The organism is Mesorhizobium argentiipisi (SeqCode) (assembly GCF_037179585.1).
GTDB classification, from domain to species: domain Bacteria; phylum Pseudomonadota; class Alphaproteobacteria; order Rhizobiales; family Rhizobiaceae; genus Mesorhizobium; species Mesorhizobium argentiipisi.
In genome coordinates, this window is record NZ_JAPYKO010000007.1 from 159,261 (window position 1) to 173,252 (window position 13,992).

15 protein-coding genes are annotated in these 13,992 nt (G+C 62.8%); 10 read left to right on the forward strand and 5 right to left on the reverse strand.

Features of this window, described 5'->3' with window-relative positions; translation table 11 throughout:
- The first annotated feature begins 213 nt into the window (after positions 1-213).
- Positions 214-540, forward strand: a complete 327-nt coding sequence (gene clpS / locus O7A05_RS13120; protein ID WP_036258315.1) for an ATP-dependent Clp protease adapter ClpS — start codon at positions 214-216, stop codon at positions 538-540.
- 6 nt (positions 541-546) lie between these two features.
- On the forward strand, positions 547-3,012 hold the full coding sequence (clpA, locus tag O7A05_RS13125; RefSeq protein WP_095765347.1) for an ATP-dependent Clp protease ATP-binding subunit ClpA: 2,466 nt from the start codon (positions 547-549) through the stop codon (positions 3,010-3,012).
- Positions 3,013-3,102: 90 nt separating this feature from the next.
- On the opposite strand, the gene O7A05_RS13130 is transcribed toward clpA, so the two are convergent.
- The 4 genes from O7A05_RS13130 to O7A05_RS13145 form a co-directional block, all read right to left on the reverse strand.
- Positions 3,103-3,531 (reverse strand): HIT family protein, encoded by a 429-nt coding sequence (locus O7A05_RS13130; RefSeq protein ID WP_337093516.1) that lies wholly within the window; start codon positions 3,529-3,531, stop codon positions 3,103-3,105.
- Positions 3,532-3,860: 329 nt separating this feature from the next.
- Positions 3,861-5,075: a GNAT family N-acetyltransferase gene (locus tag O7A05_RS13135; protein WP_337093517.1), complete on the reverse strand. Its 1,215-nt coding sequence runs from the start codon at positions 5,073-5,075 to the stop codon at positions 3,861-3,863.
- Between the two features lie 53 nt (positions 5,076-5,128).
- Positions 5,129-5,857 carry a glycerophosphodiester phosphodiesterase gene (locus tag O7A05_RS13140; RefSeq protein ID WP_337093518.1) on the reverse strand — a complete coding sequence of 243 codons (729 nt, stop codon included), beginning with the start codon at positions 5,855-5,857 and terminating at the stop codon, positions 5,129-5,131.
- Positions 5,858-5,865: 8 nt separating this feature from the next.
- Positions 5,866-6,330, reverse strand: a complete 465-nt coding sequence (locus O7A05_RS13145) for a RidA family protein (RefSeq protein ID WP_337093519.1) — start codon at positions 6,328-6,330, stop codon at positions 5,866-5,868.
- A gap of 138 nt (positions 6,331-6,468) precedes the next feature.
- On the opposite strand from O7A05_RS13145, the gene O7A05_RS13150 reads away from it, so the two are divergent.
- From O7A05_RS13150 to tsf, 5 genes are all read left to right on the forward strand, one after another.
- Positions 6,469-7,299, forward strand: a complete 831-nt coding sequence (locus tag O7A05_RS13150; RefSeq protein WP_337093520.1) for a cell envelope integrity EipB family protein — start codon at positions 6,469-6,471, stop codon at positions 7,297-7,299.
- A gap of 82 nt (positions 7,300-7,381) precedes the next feature.
- Positions 7,382-7,660: a DUF4031 domain-containing protein gene (locus O7A05_RS13155; protein ID WP_337093521.1), complete on the forward strand. Its 279-nt coding sequence runs from the start codon at positions 7,382-7,384 to the stop codon at positions 7,658-7,660.
- Positions 7,657-8,268: a LysE family translocator gene (locus O7A05_RS13160; RefSeq protein ID WP_337093522.1), complete on the forward strand. Its 612-nt coding sequence runs from the start codon at positions 7,657-7,659 to the stop codon at positions 8,266-8,268. Before O7A05_RS13155 ends, O7A05_RS13160 begins: the two co-directional genes overlap by 4 nt.
- A gap of 176 nt (positions 8,269-8,444) precedes the next feature.
- Positions 8,445-9,224, forward strand: coding sequence for a 30S ribosomal protein S2 (rpsB, locus tag O7A05_RS13165; RefSeq protein ID WP_224582355.1), 780 nt, complete (start codon positions 8,445-8,447; stop codon positions 9,222-9,224).
- A gap of 118 nt (positions 9,225-9,342) precedes the next feature.
- Entirely contained in the window at positions 9,343-10,263 is a 921-nt protein-coding gene (tsf, locus tag O7A05_RS13170; protein WP_337093523.1) for a translation elongation factor Ts, read from the forward strand.
- Between the two features lie 54 nt (positions 10,264-10,317).
- On the opposite strand, the gene O7A05_RS13175 is transcribed toward tsf, so the two are convergent.
- Positions 10,318-11,244, reverse strand: coding sequence for a LysR family transcriptional regulator (locus O7A05_RS13175; RefSeq protein ID WP_337093524.1), 927 nt, complete (start codon positions 11,242-11,244; stop codon positions 10,318-10,320).
- A 115-nt stretch (positions 11,245-11,359) separates the two neighbouring features.
- On the opposite strand from O7A05_RS13175, the gene O7A05_RS13180 reads away from it, so the two are divergent.
- The 3 genes from O7A05_RS13180 to pyrH all read left to right on the forward strand — a co-directional run bounded on the left by O7A05_RS13180 (position 11,360) and on the right by pyrH (position 13,940).
- A complete protein-coding gene (locus tag O7A05_RS13180; protein WP_337093525.1) occupies positions 11,360-11,887 on the forward strand; it encodes a nuclear transport factor 2 family protein in 528 nt (175 codons plus the stop codon).
- Between the two features lie 35 nt (positions 11,888-11,922).
- Positions 11,923-13,032, forward strand: a complete 1,110-nt coding sequence (locus O7A05_RS13185) for an aldo/keto reductase (protein WP_337093526.1) — start codon at positions 11,923-11,925, stop codon at positions 13,030-13,032.
- Positions 13,033-13,217: 185 nt separating this feature from the next.
- Positions 13,218-13,940, forward strand: coding sequence for a UMP kinase (gene pyrH, locus O7A05_RS13190; RefSeq protein ID WP_040987265.1), 723 nt, complete (start codon positions 13,218-13,220; stop codon positions 13,938-13,940).
- The last annotated feature ends 52 nt before the right edge of the window (positions 13,941-13,992 follow it).

Genomic DNA, 13,992 nt, shown 5'->3' on the forward strand with positions numbered 1-13,992 from the left:
GCCGGGTTTTTTCATGCGCAATCGCAACCCGATGCGCCTTGCTGCATTCACGATTGAGAAATTCGCTGAGGTTTGCCGACCTAGCCATATTGTCAGCTAAACAGAAGGGCTTAAAATCGTTCATCGAGAACCTACATGTTGAACTCGCATGGGGAATCGAAAAGGCTGGACTACGTGACGATCGGTTTGACTGCCACGGCAGACGTGGTGCGAATGCAAAGTGACGGTGACCGCAACGATCCCGGTCGCGGCACCGCTGTCATTACGCGCACCAAAACCAAGACCAAGAAGCCCAGTCTCTACCGGGTCCTCATCCTGAACGACGACTACACCCCGATGGAGTTCGTCGTTCACGTCCTGGAACGGTTTTTCCAAAAGGACCGCGAAGCCGCCACACGCATCATGCTTCATGTTCACAATCATGGAGTGGGCGAGTGCGGCATCTACACATTCGAGGTGGCCGAGACCAAAGTGTCCCAGGTCATGGATTTCGCCCGACAAAATCAGCATCCGCTGCAATGCGTGATGGAGAAGAAGTGAGGTAACATGCCGGCTTTCTCCCAAGGCCTGGAAAAGGCGCTACATCAGGCGCTGACATTCGCCAACGAGCGGCATCATGAGTATGCGACGCTCGAACATTTGCTGCTCGCGTTGATCGACGACACCGAGGCGGCCGCCGTCATGCGCGCCTGCAACGTCGATCTCGACGAGCTCAAGCATACCGTTCTCACCTATATCGACACCGAGCTCGACAACCTTGTCACCGGTTATGACGAGGATTCGAAGCCGACCGCAGGCTTCCAGCGCGTCATCCAGCGCGCCGTAATCCATGTGCAGTCGTCCGGCCGCGAGGAAGTGTCCGGCGCCAATGTGCTCGTCGCCATCTTCGCCGAGCGCGAGAGCCACGCCGCCTATTTCCTGCAGGAACAGCAGATGACCCGCTACGACGCGGTCAACTACATCTCGCATGGCATCGCCAAGCGCCCGGGCGCTTCGGAATCGCGCACGCCGCGCGGCGCCGAGGACGAGCAGGGCGGCCAGAACGGCGCCGAGCCGCAGGAAGAGGGCGGCAAGAAGAAGCAGCAGGACGCGCTGACGGCCTACTGCGTCAACCTCAACAACAAGGCGCGGGCCGGCAAGATCGATCCGCTGATCGGCCGCGACAGCGAGATCAACCGCACCATCCAGGTGCTGTGCCGCCGTTCCAAGAACAACCCGCTCTATGTCGGCGACCCCGGCGTCGGCAAGACGGCGATCGCCGAGGGACTGGCCAAGCGCATCGTCGAGGGCGACGTGCCGGAAGTGCTGCAGGACGCCACCATCTTCGCGCTCGACATGGGCACGCTGTTGGCCGGCACCCGCTATCGCGGCGACTTCGAGGAGCGGCTGAAGCAGGTCGTGAAGGAGCTCGAGGACTATCCGGGCGCGGTGCTGTTCATCGACGAGATCCACACCGTGATCGGGGCGGGCGCCACTTCGGGCGGCGCCATGGATGCATCGAACCTTCTGAAGCCTGCGCTGTCGTCCGGCGCCATCCGCTGCATCGGCTCGACCACCTACAAGGAGTTCCGCCAGTTCTTCGAGAAGGACCGCGCGCTGGTGCGGCGCTTCCAGAAGATCGACGTGAACGAGCCGACCATCGAGGACGCCATCGAGATCATGAAGGGCCTGAAGCCCTATTTCGAGGAGTTCCACAAGGTCCGCTACACCAGCGAGGCGATCAAGGCCTCGGTCGAGCTGTCGGCCCGTTACATCAACGACCGCAAGCTGCCGGACAAGGCGATCGACGTGATCGACGAGACCGGCGCCTCGCAGATGCTGGTGCCGGAGGCCAAGCGCAAGAAGACGATCGGCATCAAGGAGATCGAGGCGACGATCGCCACCATGGCGCGCATCCCGCCGAAGACGGTTTCGGCCGATGACGAGAAGGTGCTGCAGGGGCTCGATATCGAGCTGAAGCGCGTAGTCTACGGCCAGGATACGGCCATCACCGCGCTGACCTCGGCGATTAAGCTGGCGCGCGCCGGCCTGCGCGAACCGGAGAAGCCTATCGGCTCCTACCTGTTCTCAGGCCCGACCGGCGTCGGCAAGACGGAAGTCGCCAAGCAGCTTGCCGCCTCGCTCGGCGTCGAACTGATCCGCTTCGACATGTCGGAATATATGGAACGCCACACGGTCTCGCGGCTGATCGGCGCGCCTCCCGGCTATGTCGGCTTCGACCAGGGCGGTCTGCTGACCGACGGCGTCGACCAGCATCCGCATTGCGTGCTGCTGCTCGATGAGGTCGAGAAGGCGCATCCGGACCTGTTCAACATCCTGTTGCAGGTGATGGACCACGGCAAGCTGACCGACCACAACGGCAAGCAGATCGACTTCCGCAATGTGATCCTGATCATGACCACCAATGCGGGCGCCTCGGACGCGCAGCGCGCGGCGATCGGCTTCGGCTCGACCAAGCGCGAGGGCGACGATGTCGAGGCGATCAACCGGCTGTTCACGCCGGAGTTCCGCAACCGTCTGGACGCGATCATCCCGTTCGGCTCGCTGCCGGTGCCTGTCATCCATCAGGTGGTGCAGAAGTTCGTCATGCAGCTCGAAGCCCAGCTCTCCGAGCGTGGCGTCACCTTCGACCTGTCGCCGGATGCGATCGCCTGGCTGGCCGACAAGGGCTATGACGAGCGCATGGGCGCGCGTCCGCTCGGCCGCGTCATCCAGGAGCACATTAAGAAGCCCCTGGCCGACGAGGTGCTGTTTGGCAAGCTCAAGAAGGGCGGCACGGTGCGCGTCACCGTCGAGAAGAAGGAAACCGGCGAGTCCGGCCTGAAGCTCGAATCGCTCGCCGACGAGTCGCCCGTGCAGCCGAAGAAGGAAGAGCCGGAAGACTCGCCGAAGCCGAAGAAGGCGGTGGCCAAGAAGCCGGCGCCCAAGAAGGCCGTGGCACAGAAGCCGGAGCCGAAGGGCAAGGACGGCAACAAACGCAGCCTTGTGCCGCAACTGCCGCGCAAGGGCTGATCGGCCTTCATTTGAAATGCAAAAGAGCCCCGGCAATGGGGCTCTTTTCTTTTGAGCGGTCAGCGCGCAATCACCGGGTCGAAGGCTAGGTCAGCTTCCCAGCGCCGCCCGGATCTTGCCGGCGTGCTCGGCCAGCACCTCCGGCTTCTCCATCTGACCGGAATGCGGCTTCAACGGCACGCCTTCGAAGCGTGGCACGACGTGGACATGGAGATGATAGACGGTCTGCCCGGAGGCCGGTTCGTTGAACTGCATGATGGTGACGCCGTCGGCGTCGAAGGCCTTTTTCACTGCCACGGCCACCTTCTGGACGACCGCGAACAGCGGACCGAGCGTTGCCGGATCGGCGTCGAGCATGTTGCGGGACGGCGCCTTGGGCATCACCAGCGTGTGGCCTATGCCTTGCGGCATCACATCCATGAAGGCGACGACCGCATCGTCCTCGTAGACGCGGTGCGACGGAATCTCGCCGCGCAGGATTTTCGCAAAGATATTGCCGGGATCATAGGCTTCGGCCATGGGGTGACACTCCCAATTGCGTTCACCGTCCGGTGTAGCGAAGCCGCCGACGGGCGGCAAGGCGCTCAGGCGAGATCGCTAAGGCGCGTCGTGCGGAATGGATTCAGGCGACGCGCCTTAAGTCTCTGTTTTCATGCATGTCGTTCTCGCAAAACCGCTGCGCAGTTTGGACGGCATGCATCAAGCCGGCGTCATTCGCTTCGCCAAGGCTATCGGCTGTTCTTGACGGCATGCCCTGCTATTGCATGAACGCCGACATTTGTCGTCTGATGCGGCAAACGTGTCGGCGCTGTTTTTCATCGCAGCGGCATGGCGCGCGGTGAGGCCGGCTATTCCCCAAGATCCTTGCGGAAGGGCGTGTGCTCTTCGAGATATTCGCCCATGCGCTCGACCTCGCGGCGCTCGCGCCTGAGATAGTCGGCGACGGCGTTGCGCAAGCCGGGATGCGAGAAGTAGTGCGCCGAATGCATGGTCACCGGCCTGTAGCCGCGCGCCAGCTTGTGCTCGCCCTGCGCGCCTGCCTCCACCACCTTGAGCTTGCGCTCGATGGCGAAATCGATCGCCTGATGGTAGCAGACCTCGAAATGCAGGAAGGGGTGATCCTCGATGCAGCCCCAGTTGCGTCCGTAGAGCGCGTCGGAACCGATGAAGTTGATGGCACCGGCAATGTAGCGGCCGCTCCGCTTCGCCATCACCAGGAGAATGTCGTCGGCCATGCGATCGCCGATCAGCGAGAAGAACTGTCGGTTGAGATAGGGCCGCCCCCATTTCTTGCCGCCGGTATCCATGTAGAAGGCGAAGAAATCGTCCCAGGCGCTTTCGGTGATGTCCTTGCCGGTCAGCCAGTCGATTGAGATGCCGTCGGCAAGCGCTTCGCGGCGCTCCTTCTTCATCGCCTTGCGCTTGCGCGAGGCGAGCGTGGCGAGGAAATCGTCATAGGTCGAAAAGCCGTCGTTGAAGAAGTGGAACTGCTGGTCGGTGCGATGCAGGAAGCCGGCCGCCTCCAGCGTCGCGACATCGGATTCGGTGGCGAAGGTGACATGCGCGGAAGAGACGCCGAGCTTGTCGGTCACGAGCTTCAGGCCCTCCGCCAATCCGCCCTTCACGGCGCCTTCATTCTCGCCTTTGCTGACCAGCAGGCGAGGGCCGGTGACCGGCGTGAAGGGCACCGAGCATTGAAGTTTGGGATAGTAGCGCCCGCCGGCGCGCTTGAAGGCGTCCGACCAGCCATGGTCGAAGACATATTCGCCCTGGCTGTGTGACTTGAGATAACAAGGGACGGCGCCGAGAAGCCTGCCCTGCGCCGTTTCCAGCCGCAGGTGATGACCCTGCCAGCCGGTGCGCCGGACAGCGCAGCCGGAGTCTTCCAAAGCACTTAGAAAAGCGAATGAAACAAGCGGGTTATAGCCGTTTCCTTGGTCGCTACGCGTGGTGCCGGCAAAGCCATTCCATTCCTCGCAGGTGAACGCGCCGATACCCGCCGCGACGCGGATCGCATAGTCCGCGTTCGCTGCTCGTCCATCGTCGTCGTCGCCTTGATCCATGGGGCTTATTTAAGCGTCACCCAGGCGTCTACAAGTCACGTTTCAGGCATTCCTCAGGCGACCTTGACCAGATCAGGCTCAAAGCCCTCGAAGGTCATCTGATCGGCATATTTGAAGGTGAGGTCGACCGCCGGCTGGTCGTGCACCGTCCAGGTGATGACGGGCATTTTGAGCTTTTCGCGCACGAAGCTGACGAAGCGGTTCGGCAGGTCGCCGGCGGCGTAGGAGGTGAAGGCGAGGTCGTGCGCGAGCATAGCGAAATGCGCTTCGATCAGCTGGTTGTCCCGGCCATAGGCGGTCAGCCCGCCGGGGATGCCCGGCGCATCCTTGGCGAAGTCGCGGATCAGCCAGTGGTCGAACGACATGATCGCCACCTTGCCCTTGTAGTGCGTGAGCAGCCGGCCGACGCTTGCCACCAGCCCCGCGTCGTGACCGGGAACGCCTTTCAGCTCGACCACCAGCGGCACGCGGCCGTCGATCAGGTCGAGCGCTTCCTTGAGCGTCGGGACGTGGTCTTTGGTGCCGCCGATCCTGAGCGTCGCCAGCTCGGCCGCGGTGCGTTGCCAGACGAACCCGTCCTGGCCGGTGAGGCGTTTCAGGTCGCCGTCATGTATGATGACCGGGACGCCGTCGGACGAGATATGGACGTCGCATTCGATGGCGTAGCCGCGCTCGGCCGCCGCGGCGAAGGCCGACAGCGTGTTCTCCCAGCGGGTCTTGTTCATGTCGTGGAAGCCGCGATGCGCGACAGGTCGCGCGATCAGCCAGGACAGATCGGTCATGTTAAGCCTCACTCGACTTCGAAGATCGCTTCGATCTCGACCGCTGCGTTGAGCGGCAGCGAGGCGGTGCCAACGGCGGAGCGGGCGTGCTTGCCGCGCTCGCCGAGTACCGCGACCAGGAAGTCGGAGGCGCCGTTGGCAACCAGATGCTGCTCGACGAAATCAGGCGCGGAGGCGACGAAGACGGTGATCTTGACCAGGCGGCGGATCTTTTCGAGATCGCCGAGCGCCGCCTTGGCCTGCGCCAGAATGTTGATGGCGCAGAATTTCGCGCCTTCCTTGCCAGCGGCGGTGTCGATGTCGCGGCCGAGCAGCCCGCTTGCCTGCAGCTTGCCGTCCTTCAGCGGCAGCTGGCCGGCCGTGAAGATCGTGTTGCCGGTGCGGCAATAGGGCACGTAGTTGGCGGCGGGCGCGGCGGCGGCCGGAAGGGTGACGCCAAGATCGCTTAGCCGCTTTTCGATTGTTTCGCTCATTGGTTTTCCCTATTGCTGGAAGACGCCGCGCTGGCCGGGCCGAAATTGCTATTTTTGCCTCGCTTCCGCCACGACTTTTTTTAAGCTGGACCATCTTTCCCTGCGGCCTGCCCCCAGCCGCGACGACCGGAGCAACGCATGCGCGCAACGCGTCTTTTTCTCGCCGCCGCCTGTCTTTCGGCCGCGTTCCCAATGGCGCCGGCTCTTGCGGTGCCTGCGTTGCAGGCGCATCGCGCCGTCTATGATCTGACCCTCAACAAGGCCTCCGACCGTTCAGGTATTACCGGCATCACCGGCCGCATGGTCTACGAGTTCAACGGCTCCGCCTGTGAAGGCTACACGGTCAAGTTCCGCTTCGTCACCCAGATCGTGACCAACGACAACACCAGGCTGACCGACCAGCAGACGACGACTTTCGAGGATGCCGAAGGCAAGACCTTTTCCTTCGTGACCAAATCCTTTGTCGACCAGAACCTCGACAAGGAAGTCAAAGGCACGGCCACCAGGGAAGCAAAGGGACTCAAGGTCGATATCGACAAGCCGGAGAAGAACAGTCTCGAGCTCGCGGCGACGCAGTTTCCGACCCAGCATCTGGTCGAGCTGATCGGCAAGGCCGAGAAGGGCGAGAATTTCTACCAGACCAACCTGTTCGACGGCTCCGAGGACGCCAACAAGGTGATGACCACCACGGTCATCGTCGGCAAGAAGACCGAAGGCGAGAAGACGGACCCGGAAGCGCCGGCGCTGGCCAAGCTCGCCTCCGACAAATACTGGCCGGTCGACATCGCCTATTTCGACGACACCGACAAAAGCGGCGAGGAAGTGCCGGAATACCGGATCAGCTTCAAGCTGCATGAGAACGGCATCACCCGCGACCTCGTCATGGACTATGGCGATTTCTCGATGACCGGCAAGCTGGTGAACCTGTCGCTGTTCGATCAGACCAAGCCTTGCCCTGCTTCGAAATAGCAATTGCTGACGGCAGCCGGCCCGGCTTGCAGGCTTGGTCTCCGAATGCCATGTGTGAGGCTCACCGAATGCAGCGGGCCTGATGGCGGTCTATGTCGATGCGGCGATCTGGAAATGGGCCGGCCACCGCTGGTGCCATCTGCTCGCCGACGATACCGACGAACTCCATCGCTTTGCCGCCGAGCTAGGCCTTAAGCGCTCGTCCTATCAGGGGCCGCCCAAGACATCGGCGCCGCATTACGATATCACTGGCTTCGAGCGTGATCGCGCGGTGAGGCTTGGGGCGATCGAATGCAGCCGCGAGGACATCGTGGCGATCTTCCGTCGCGTGCGGGTTCCGAATGGGAAGGTAAGACGATGACGGTGACGGCGTTCCTGGCTTATTGCGTCGCGATTTCATTGGCCGCCGCCACGCCTGGACCTGCGATGTTCGCGGTCATCACCAATGGTCTGTCGCGTGGGTTCTTGCGCGCTTTCATAGCCGGCATGGGAGTCGCCGCGGGCGACGCCGTCCTGGTCACCCTGGCGTTGCTCGGACTGGTGGCCTTGGCCCAGACCTTCGAGTGGATTTTTCTTTTGCTGAAATACGCCGGCGCCGCTTATCTGGTCTTTCTTGGCATCAGGATGTGGCGGACCACCGCCCAGAAACCGAACGACTCTCGTCAGACACAGGCGCGGCTGTCGCGGTCCTTTTTTCTCGGCGCATCCATTGCGCTCGGCAATCCGAAGGCGATTCTGTTCCACGCCTCCATCATGCCGCTGATCCTCAACCTTGACACCATGACCTTCGCCGATGGCCTGCTCGTGGTCCTTGTCGTGGTCAGCGTCAATATCATCACCATGGGCCTCTATGCCGCGATGGCGGGGCGGGCAGCCGGGTGGTTCAAAACTCCGAAGCGCATGCGCCTCATGAACAGGCTTGCTGGCGGCGCGATGATCGGCACCGGTGCGCTGATTGCCGCACGTTGATGCGCGAAGTGACACTCGGCTTGCGTTTATGGGACTTCCCCTCTATATGCGCGCTCATTCCACACACGGACTTTGGTGTCTGCCCGGGAGAAATCCGGCTGAAACCTCCGGTGGCATCAGGACATCCTGTCCGAAATGCCTGTGTCCGTGGAGGCCAACCGGAAAGGAACTAAAGAATGGCTCTGCCAGATTTCAGCATGCGCCAGCTTTTGGAAGCTGGTGTTCACTTCGGCCACCAGACCCACCGCTGGAACCCGAAGATGGCGCCCTACATCTATGGCGCCCGCAACAACATCCACATCATCGACCTGTCGCAGACGGTGCCGCTGCTGCACCAGGCGCTGAAGCAGGTGTCCGACACCGTCGCCAAAGGCGGCCGCGTGCTGTTCGTCGGCACCAAGCGCCAGGCGTCCGACATCGTCGCCGACGCCGCGCAGCGTTCGGCCCAGTACTATGTCAACTCGCGCTGGCTGGGCGGCATGCTCACCAACTGGAAGACGATCTCGAACTCGATCCAGCGCCTGCGCAAGCTCGACGAGACGCTCGCCGGCGAGGCCCAGGGCCTCACCAAGAAAGAGCGTCTGAACCTCGACCGCGAACGCGAGAAGCTCAACAAGGCTCTCGGCGGCATCAAGGACATGGGCTCGACGCCGGACCTGATGTTCGTCATCGACACCAACAAGGAAGCGATCGCCATCCTCGAGGCCAAGCGCCTCGGCATCCCGGTCGTGGCCATCATCGATTCGAACTGCGACCCGGACAAGATCGACTTCCCGATCCCCGGCAATGACGACGCGGCCCGCGCCATCCAGCTCTATTGCGACCTGATCGCCAAGGCCGCCATCGACGGCATCGCCCGCCAGCAGGGCGCGCTCGGTGTCGATGTCGGCGCTTCGGCCGAGGCTCCGGTCGAGCCGGCGCTCGATACTCCGGCTGCCGAAGCTCCGGAAGCTTGATAAGGAAGGCCGGATCCCGGCCTTCATCTTCCAATAAGTTGGCGCGCTAAAGCGCTTTTGCCGAGCGCATCATCGAAACCCGATGGTGCGTCGGCGCATTTGAAACAAAGAGGCGACAATGACGATATCGGCTGCACAGGTCAAAGAACTCCGCGACTTGACCGGCGCGGGCATGATGGACTGCAAGGCGGCGTTGAACGAGACCAACGGCGACATGGAAGCGGCCGTCGACTGGCTGCGCAAGAAGGGCATTTCGAAGGCCGACAAGAAGGCTGGCCGCACTGCCGCCGAGGGCCTGATCGGCGTCGACGCCGGCGTGCGTGAAGCCGCCATTGTCGAGGTCAATTCCGAGACCGATTTCGTCGCCCGCAATGCGGCTTTCCAGGAAATCGTCGCCAACGTCGCCAAGGTCGCGCTCGCCTACGGCACGACCGAAGCCGTTGCCGCCGCCAAATATCCGGGCTCCGACAAGTCGGTCACCGAGACCATCAAGGACGCGGTCGGCACGATCGGCGAGAACATGGGCTTCCGCCGTTCGGCCAAGCTCACCGTGCCGCATGGCGTGGTGGCGACCTATGTCCACAATGCGGTTGCGGACGGCCTCGGCAAGCTCGGCGTGCTGGTGGCGATCGAGACCACCGGCAACGAGCATGCGGCCAACGCCTTTGCCCGCCAGGTCGCGATGCATGTCGCCGCCAGCAACCCGGTCGCACTGACCGCCGAGGAAGTCGACCCGGCGCTTGTCGAGCGCGAGAAGGCGATCTTCTCCGACCAGGCGCGTCAGTCGGGCAAGCCGGAAGCCATCATCGAGAAGATGGTCGAGGGCCGCCTGCGCAAATTCTACGAAGAGGTGGTGCTTTTGAAGCAGGCCTTCGTGCTCAATCCCGACGTCACCGTCGAGAAGGCGCTGAAGGATGCGGAGAAGGAGATCGGCGCTCCGGCGAAGATCACCGCCTATCTGCGTTACGCGCTGGGCGAGGGCATCGAGAAGGAAACGACCGATTTCGCGGCGGAAGTCGCGGCTGCGGTCAAGAAATAGCTCTGATCCAAGGGAAACGCGCAGCGTTTCCCTTAAGATGAAGAGCTCACGAGCTCAGGCAACTCGGCCGGGTGTCCGCATGGATGCCCGGCCGATTTCTTGTGCGGTATCGATAAATGCCCTCAGCTTCGGCGCCATCGACGCGCGGCGCGGGAAATAAAGGAAGAGTCCCGGCTCCTCGATCGCCGTCTGCGGCAGGATCTGGGCGAGGCGGCCGGCAGCAAGGTCGGCGCGCACCAGCGGCTCGAAGACGTAGGCGAGCCCGACGCCGGCCAGCGCCAGATCGATGGCGCCAAGCGAATCCGTGACGATGGCCGTGCCGCGCGTTTCGACGACGACATCCTTGCCGTTGTCGTTCAGGTCCCAACGGTAAAGCGCGCCGGACCGAACCAGCCGGTAGCCGATGCAATTGTGATTGGCGAGATCGGCCATGTCGCGCGGACGGCCGTGCTTTCCGACATAGGCGGGAGAGGCGACCATCACGGCTTTGAACGGCGGCGTCATCCTGACGGTGACCATGTCCTGCGCGATCATTTCACCCAGCCGGATGCCGGCGTCGAAACCTTCGCCGACGATATCGATAAGTCCCTGGTCGGCAACGATTTCGACCGTCACATCAGGATAGCGTTCCGCCATCGCCGCGACCACCGGCGTCACCGCCAAGGGGATCGCTATGTTGGAGGCGTTGATCCTGAGCAGGCCGGCCGGCCTTCCCTTCACGCCGCGAATGCGATCCATCCGCTCGGCGATGTCCTGCAGGGCAGGGGCTGCGGTTTCCACCAGCGCTTTGCCGGCTTCCGTCAACGAGACGCTGCGCGTCGTGCGCGCAAAAAGCGGCTGGCCGACGCGCTCTTCCACAAGCCGCACTGCGTGGCTGACAGCAGACGGGCTCATGCCCAGCTCAGCCGCGGCAAGCGCGAAGCCGCCGCGCCGCGCCACTGCGACAATGACCGGCAGGTGTGTGAGCAGATCGCGATCCATTCATGAATGATATCGCACAGTCTTTGCGAACAATGCAATCTTATCGATGCCCCTAAGCCGGCTCATTTTGGCGTTCAACACATCGGCGGCGGGCTGATGGCCAAGGAGAGACGAAATGAACGCGTTGAGACATGTAACTTTTGCCGCAGGAATAGTGCTGGCGCCGGTCGATGCCGGCGGCGCCGAACCGGCTGGCTGGCAGACGCTTGCCGACGAGCGTGCCGTTATCCGCATCGCCGATGCGATCGATCGCGCGGTGGATGCGCAGGACTGGAAGCTGGCGCGCAGCTATTTCGCCGAGCGTGTCACCGCCGATTTCAGCAGCCTGTCCGGGCAGCCCGCGGCCAATATCGCGTCCGACGACCTGATCGGCGCCTGGGCGGGCAACCTCAAGGGCAGCAAGACCAGTCTGCATCTGCGCACCAACCATCAGGTCGTGCTCGAAGCCGATGCCGCGACTGTCCGCTCCAACGGCTATGCCTGGAACCGGATGGAAGGCAATGGCGATCCGCTCTGGGAAGTCTGGGGCACCTATGAGCACCACCTGACACGCTCGGCTGCCGGCTGGAAGGTCGACGGCTTCACTTTCCGCATGACGCATGAGCGCGGCAATCCCTGGGTCAAAGCGACCCCAGGCCAGTGACCGGCAGCAAATCAGTTCAGAATCGGGAGACCACCATGACCATGACCTATTACACGCTCGGCAACAGCGGCCTGCGCGTCAGCCGGCTGGCGCTCGGCACCATGACCTTCGGCACCGAATGGGGCTGGGGCGCGGACAGGGACACAGCCCGTGCGATGTTCGACGCCTATGTCGAAGCAGGCGGCAACTTCTTCGGCACGGCGGACCTTTATACCGCCGGCACCGCCGAGACCTGGCTCGGTGAGTTCGTCGCCGAGCGCGGCTTGCGGGACAAGGCGGTCATCGCCACGAAATTCACCATGAATTCCGAAGCCGGCAATCCGAATGCCGGCGGCAACGGCCGCAAGAACATCATGCGGGCCGTGGACGCCTCGCTGAAACGGCTCGGCACCGACTATATCGACCTTTACCTTCTGCATGTCTGGGACAGGATCACTCCGGCCGAGGAGGTGCTGCGCACGCTGGACGACCTCGTTCGGGCCGGAAAGGTGCGCCATATCGGCCTCTCCGACGTGCCGGCCTGGTATGCCGGCCGCGCCCAGGCGATTGCCGAATTGCGCGGCTATGAGCCGGTCTCGGCGCTGCAGCTCGAATATTCGCTCGCCGAGCGTGCCATCGAACATGAATATGTGCCTTTCGCCACCCGTCATGGCGCCGGCATCATGGTGTGGAGCCCTTTGGCCAGCGGCCTGCTAAGCGGCAAATACCGGCCGACCCAAGCTGGAAACGCCGGCAGGCTCGACGGTTTCCGCAACACCACGCATCCCAGCTTCCAGAAGTTCAGCGACCGCAACTGGGCGATCGTGGCAGAGCTCGAGAAGGTGGCGGCCGAACTCGGCCGCAGCATGGCCCAGGTCGCGCTCAACTGGGTGGCGACGCAGTCCGGCATCGCCTCCGTTATCCTCGGAGCGACGAAGCTCAACCAGCTCGAGGATAATCTTGGCGCGCTCGATTTTTCGATTCCCGCAGAGCTTCGCGCTCGGCTGGAAAAGGTCAGCGCCACGCCTGCGCCGTTCCCGCATTCCTATTTCGGCCCCGAGATCCAGGTCCGGGTGACCGGCGGCGCGGTGACGGGCGACAAGCCGGCCGGTTATTCGCCTGCGGTCATCATCGAAGGAGAGGCGGTCAGCATCTCAAGCAACTGATCGAAAGACGGCAACTGATCAAAGAGGCGGCAACCGAGCGAAAAAGCCTGGAATTTTGCACGAGGGCGCGGCGTGACATCGCCGCGCCCTTCGTGTATCGGGTCAACCCGTCATGACAGCATCGCCGGATGAAGCGGGGGCGGTTTTGCCTCCAAATTTGCCGCGCCGAGATTTCGAGGAATGAGATGACGGTGAAGCCCCTCTATCGACGTGTCGTGCTGAAAGCTTCCGGCGAAGCGTTGATGGGCGAGCAGCATTTCGGCATCGACGTCTCGGTGGTCGACCGCATCGCCGCAGACATTGCCGAGGCGCGTGCGTTGGGCGTCGAAGTAGGCGTCGTCATCGGCGGCGGCAACATTTTTCGCGGCGTGGCTGTGGCCTCGAAGGGCGGCGACCGTGTCACCGGCGACCACATGGGCATGCTCGCCACCGTCATCAATTCGCTCGCGCTGCGCACCTCGCTCAACAAGATCGGCGTCGACGCCGTCGTGCTTTCGGCGATTGCCATGCCGGAACTTTGCGAGAGCTTTTCGCAGCGCCAGGCGACGGCTTATATGAACCAGGGCAAGGTGGTCATCTTCGCCGGCGGCACCGGCAATCCGTTCTTCACCACCGATTCGGCCGCGGCCCTTCGCGCCGCCGAGATCGGCGCCGATGCGCTTTTCAAGGGCACGCAGGTCGACGGGGTCTATTCGGCCGACCCCAAGAAAGACCCGAACGCTGTCCGCTTCGACCGCATCAGCCACGCCGAAGTCATCAAACGCGGGCTTGCGATCATGGATACGGCCGCGATTGCACTTGCGCGCGAAAACAACATTCCGATAATCGTCTATTCGATCCACGAAAAAGGTGGTTTCGGCGATATTCTGAGGGGCGGCGGCCATTGCACGGTCGTCACGGACAAGTAACAGGCGCCAGGATTCGTTGAGCGACTACGGAACCGCGAACCGAATGACGATA

What these genes read in the sequence shown, in the direction of transcription:
- clpS (WP_036258315.1), top strand. Translation starts at nt 214, where the DNA reads ATGCAAAGTGACGGTGACCGCAACGATCCCGGTCGCGGCACCGCTGTC.
- clpA (WP_095765347.1), top strand. Translation starts at nt 547, where the DNA reads ATGCCGGCTTTCTCCCAAGGCCTGGAAAAGGCGCTACATCAGGCGCTG.
- O7A05_RS13130 (WP_337093516.1), bottom strand. Translation starts at nt 3,531, where the DNA reads ATGGCCGAAGCCTATGATCCCGGCAATATCTTTGCGAAAATCCTGCGC.
- O7A05_RS13135 (WP_337093517.1), bottom strand. Translation starts at nt 5,075, where the DNA reads ATGGATCAAGGCGACGACGACGATGGACGAGCAGCGAACGCGGACTAT.
- O7A05_RS13140 (WP_337093518.1), bottom strand. Translation starts at nt 5,857, where the DNA reads ATGACCGATCTGTCCTGGCTGATCGCGCGACCTGTCGCGCATCGCGGC.
- O7A05_RS13145 (WP_337093519.1), bottom strand. Translation starts at nt 6,330, where the DNA reads ATGAGCGAAACAATCGAAAAGCGGCTAAGCGATCTTGGCGTCACCCTT.
- O7A05_RS13150 (WP_337093520.1), top strand. Translation starts at nt 6,469, where the DNA reads ATGCGCGCAACGCGTCTTTTTCTCGCCGCCGCCTGTCTTTCGGCCGCG.
- O7A05_RS13155 (WP_337093521.1), top strand. Translation starts at nt 7,382, where the DNA reads ATGGCGGTCTATGTCGATGCGGCGATCTGGAAATGGGCCGGCCACCGC.
- O7A05_RS13160 (WP_337093522.1), top strand. Translation starts at nt 7,657, where the DNA reads ATGACGGTGACGGCGTTCCTGGCTTATTGCGTCGCGATTTCATTGGCC.
- rpsB (WP_224582355.1), top strand. Translation starts at nt 8,445, where the DNA reads ATGGCTCTGCCAGATTTCAGCATGCGCCAGCTTTTGGAAGCTGGTGTT.
- tsf (WP_337093523.1), top strand. Translation starts at nt 9,343, where the DNA reads ATGACGATATCGGCTGCACAGGTCAAAGAACTCCGCGACTTGACCGGC.
- O7A05_RS13175 (WP_337093524.1), bottom strand. Translation starts at nt 11,244, where the DNA reads ATGGATCGCGATCTGCTCACACACCTGCCGGTCATTGTCGCAGTGGCG.
- O7A05_RS13180 (WP_337093525.1), top strand. Translation starts at nt 11,360, where the DNA reads ATGAACGCGTTGAGACATGTAACTTTTGCCGCAGGAATAGTGCTGGCG.
- O7A05_RS13185 (WP_337093526.1), top strand. Translation starts at nt 11,923, where the DNA reads ATGACCATGACCTATTACACGCTCGGCAACAGCGGCCTGCGCGTCAGC.
- pyrH (WP_040987265.1), top strand. Translation starts at nt 13,218, where the DNA reads ATGACGGTGAAGCCCCTCTATCGACGTGTCGTGCTGAAAGCTTCCGGC.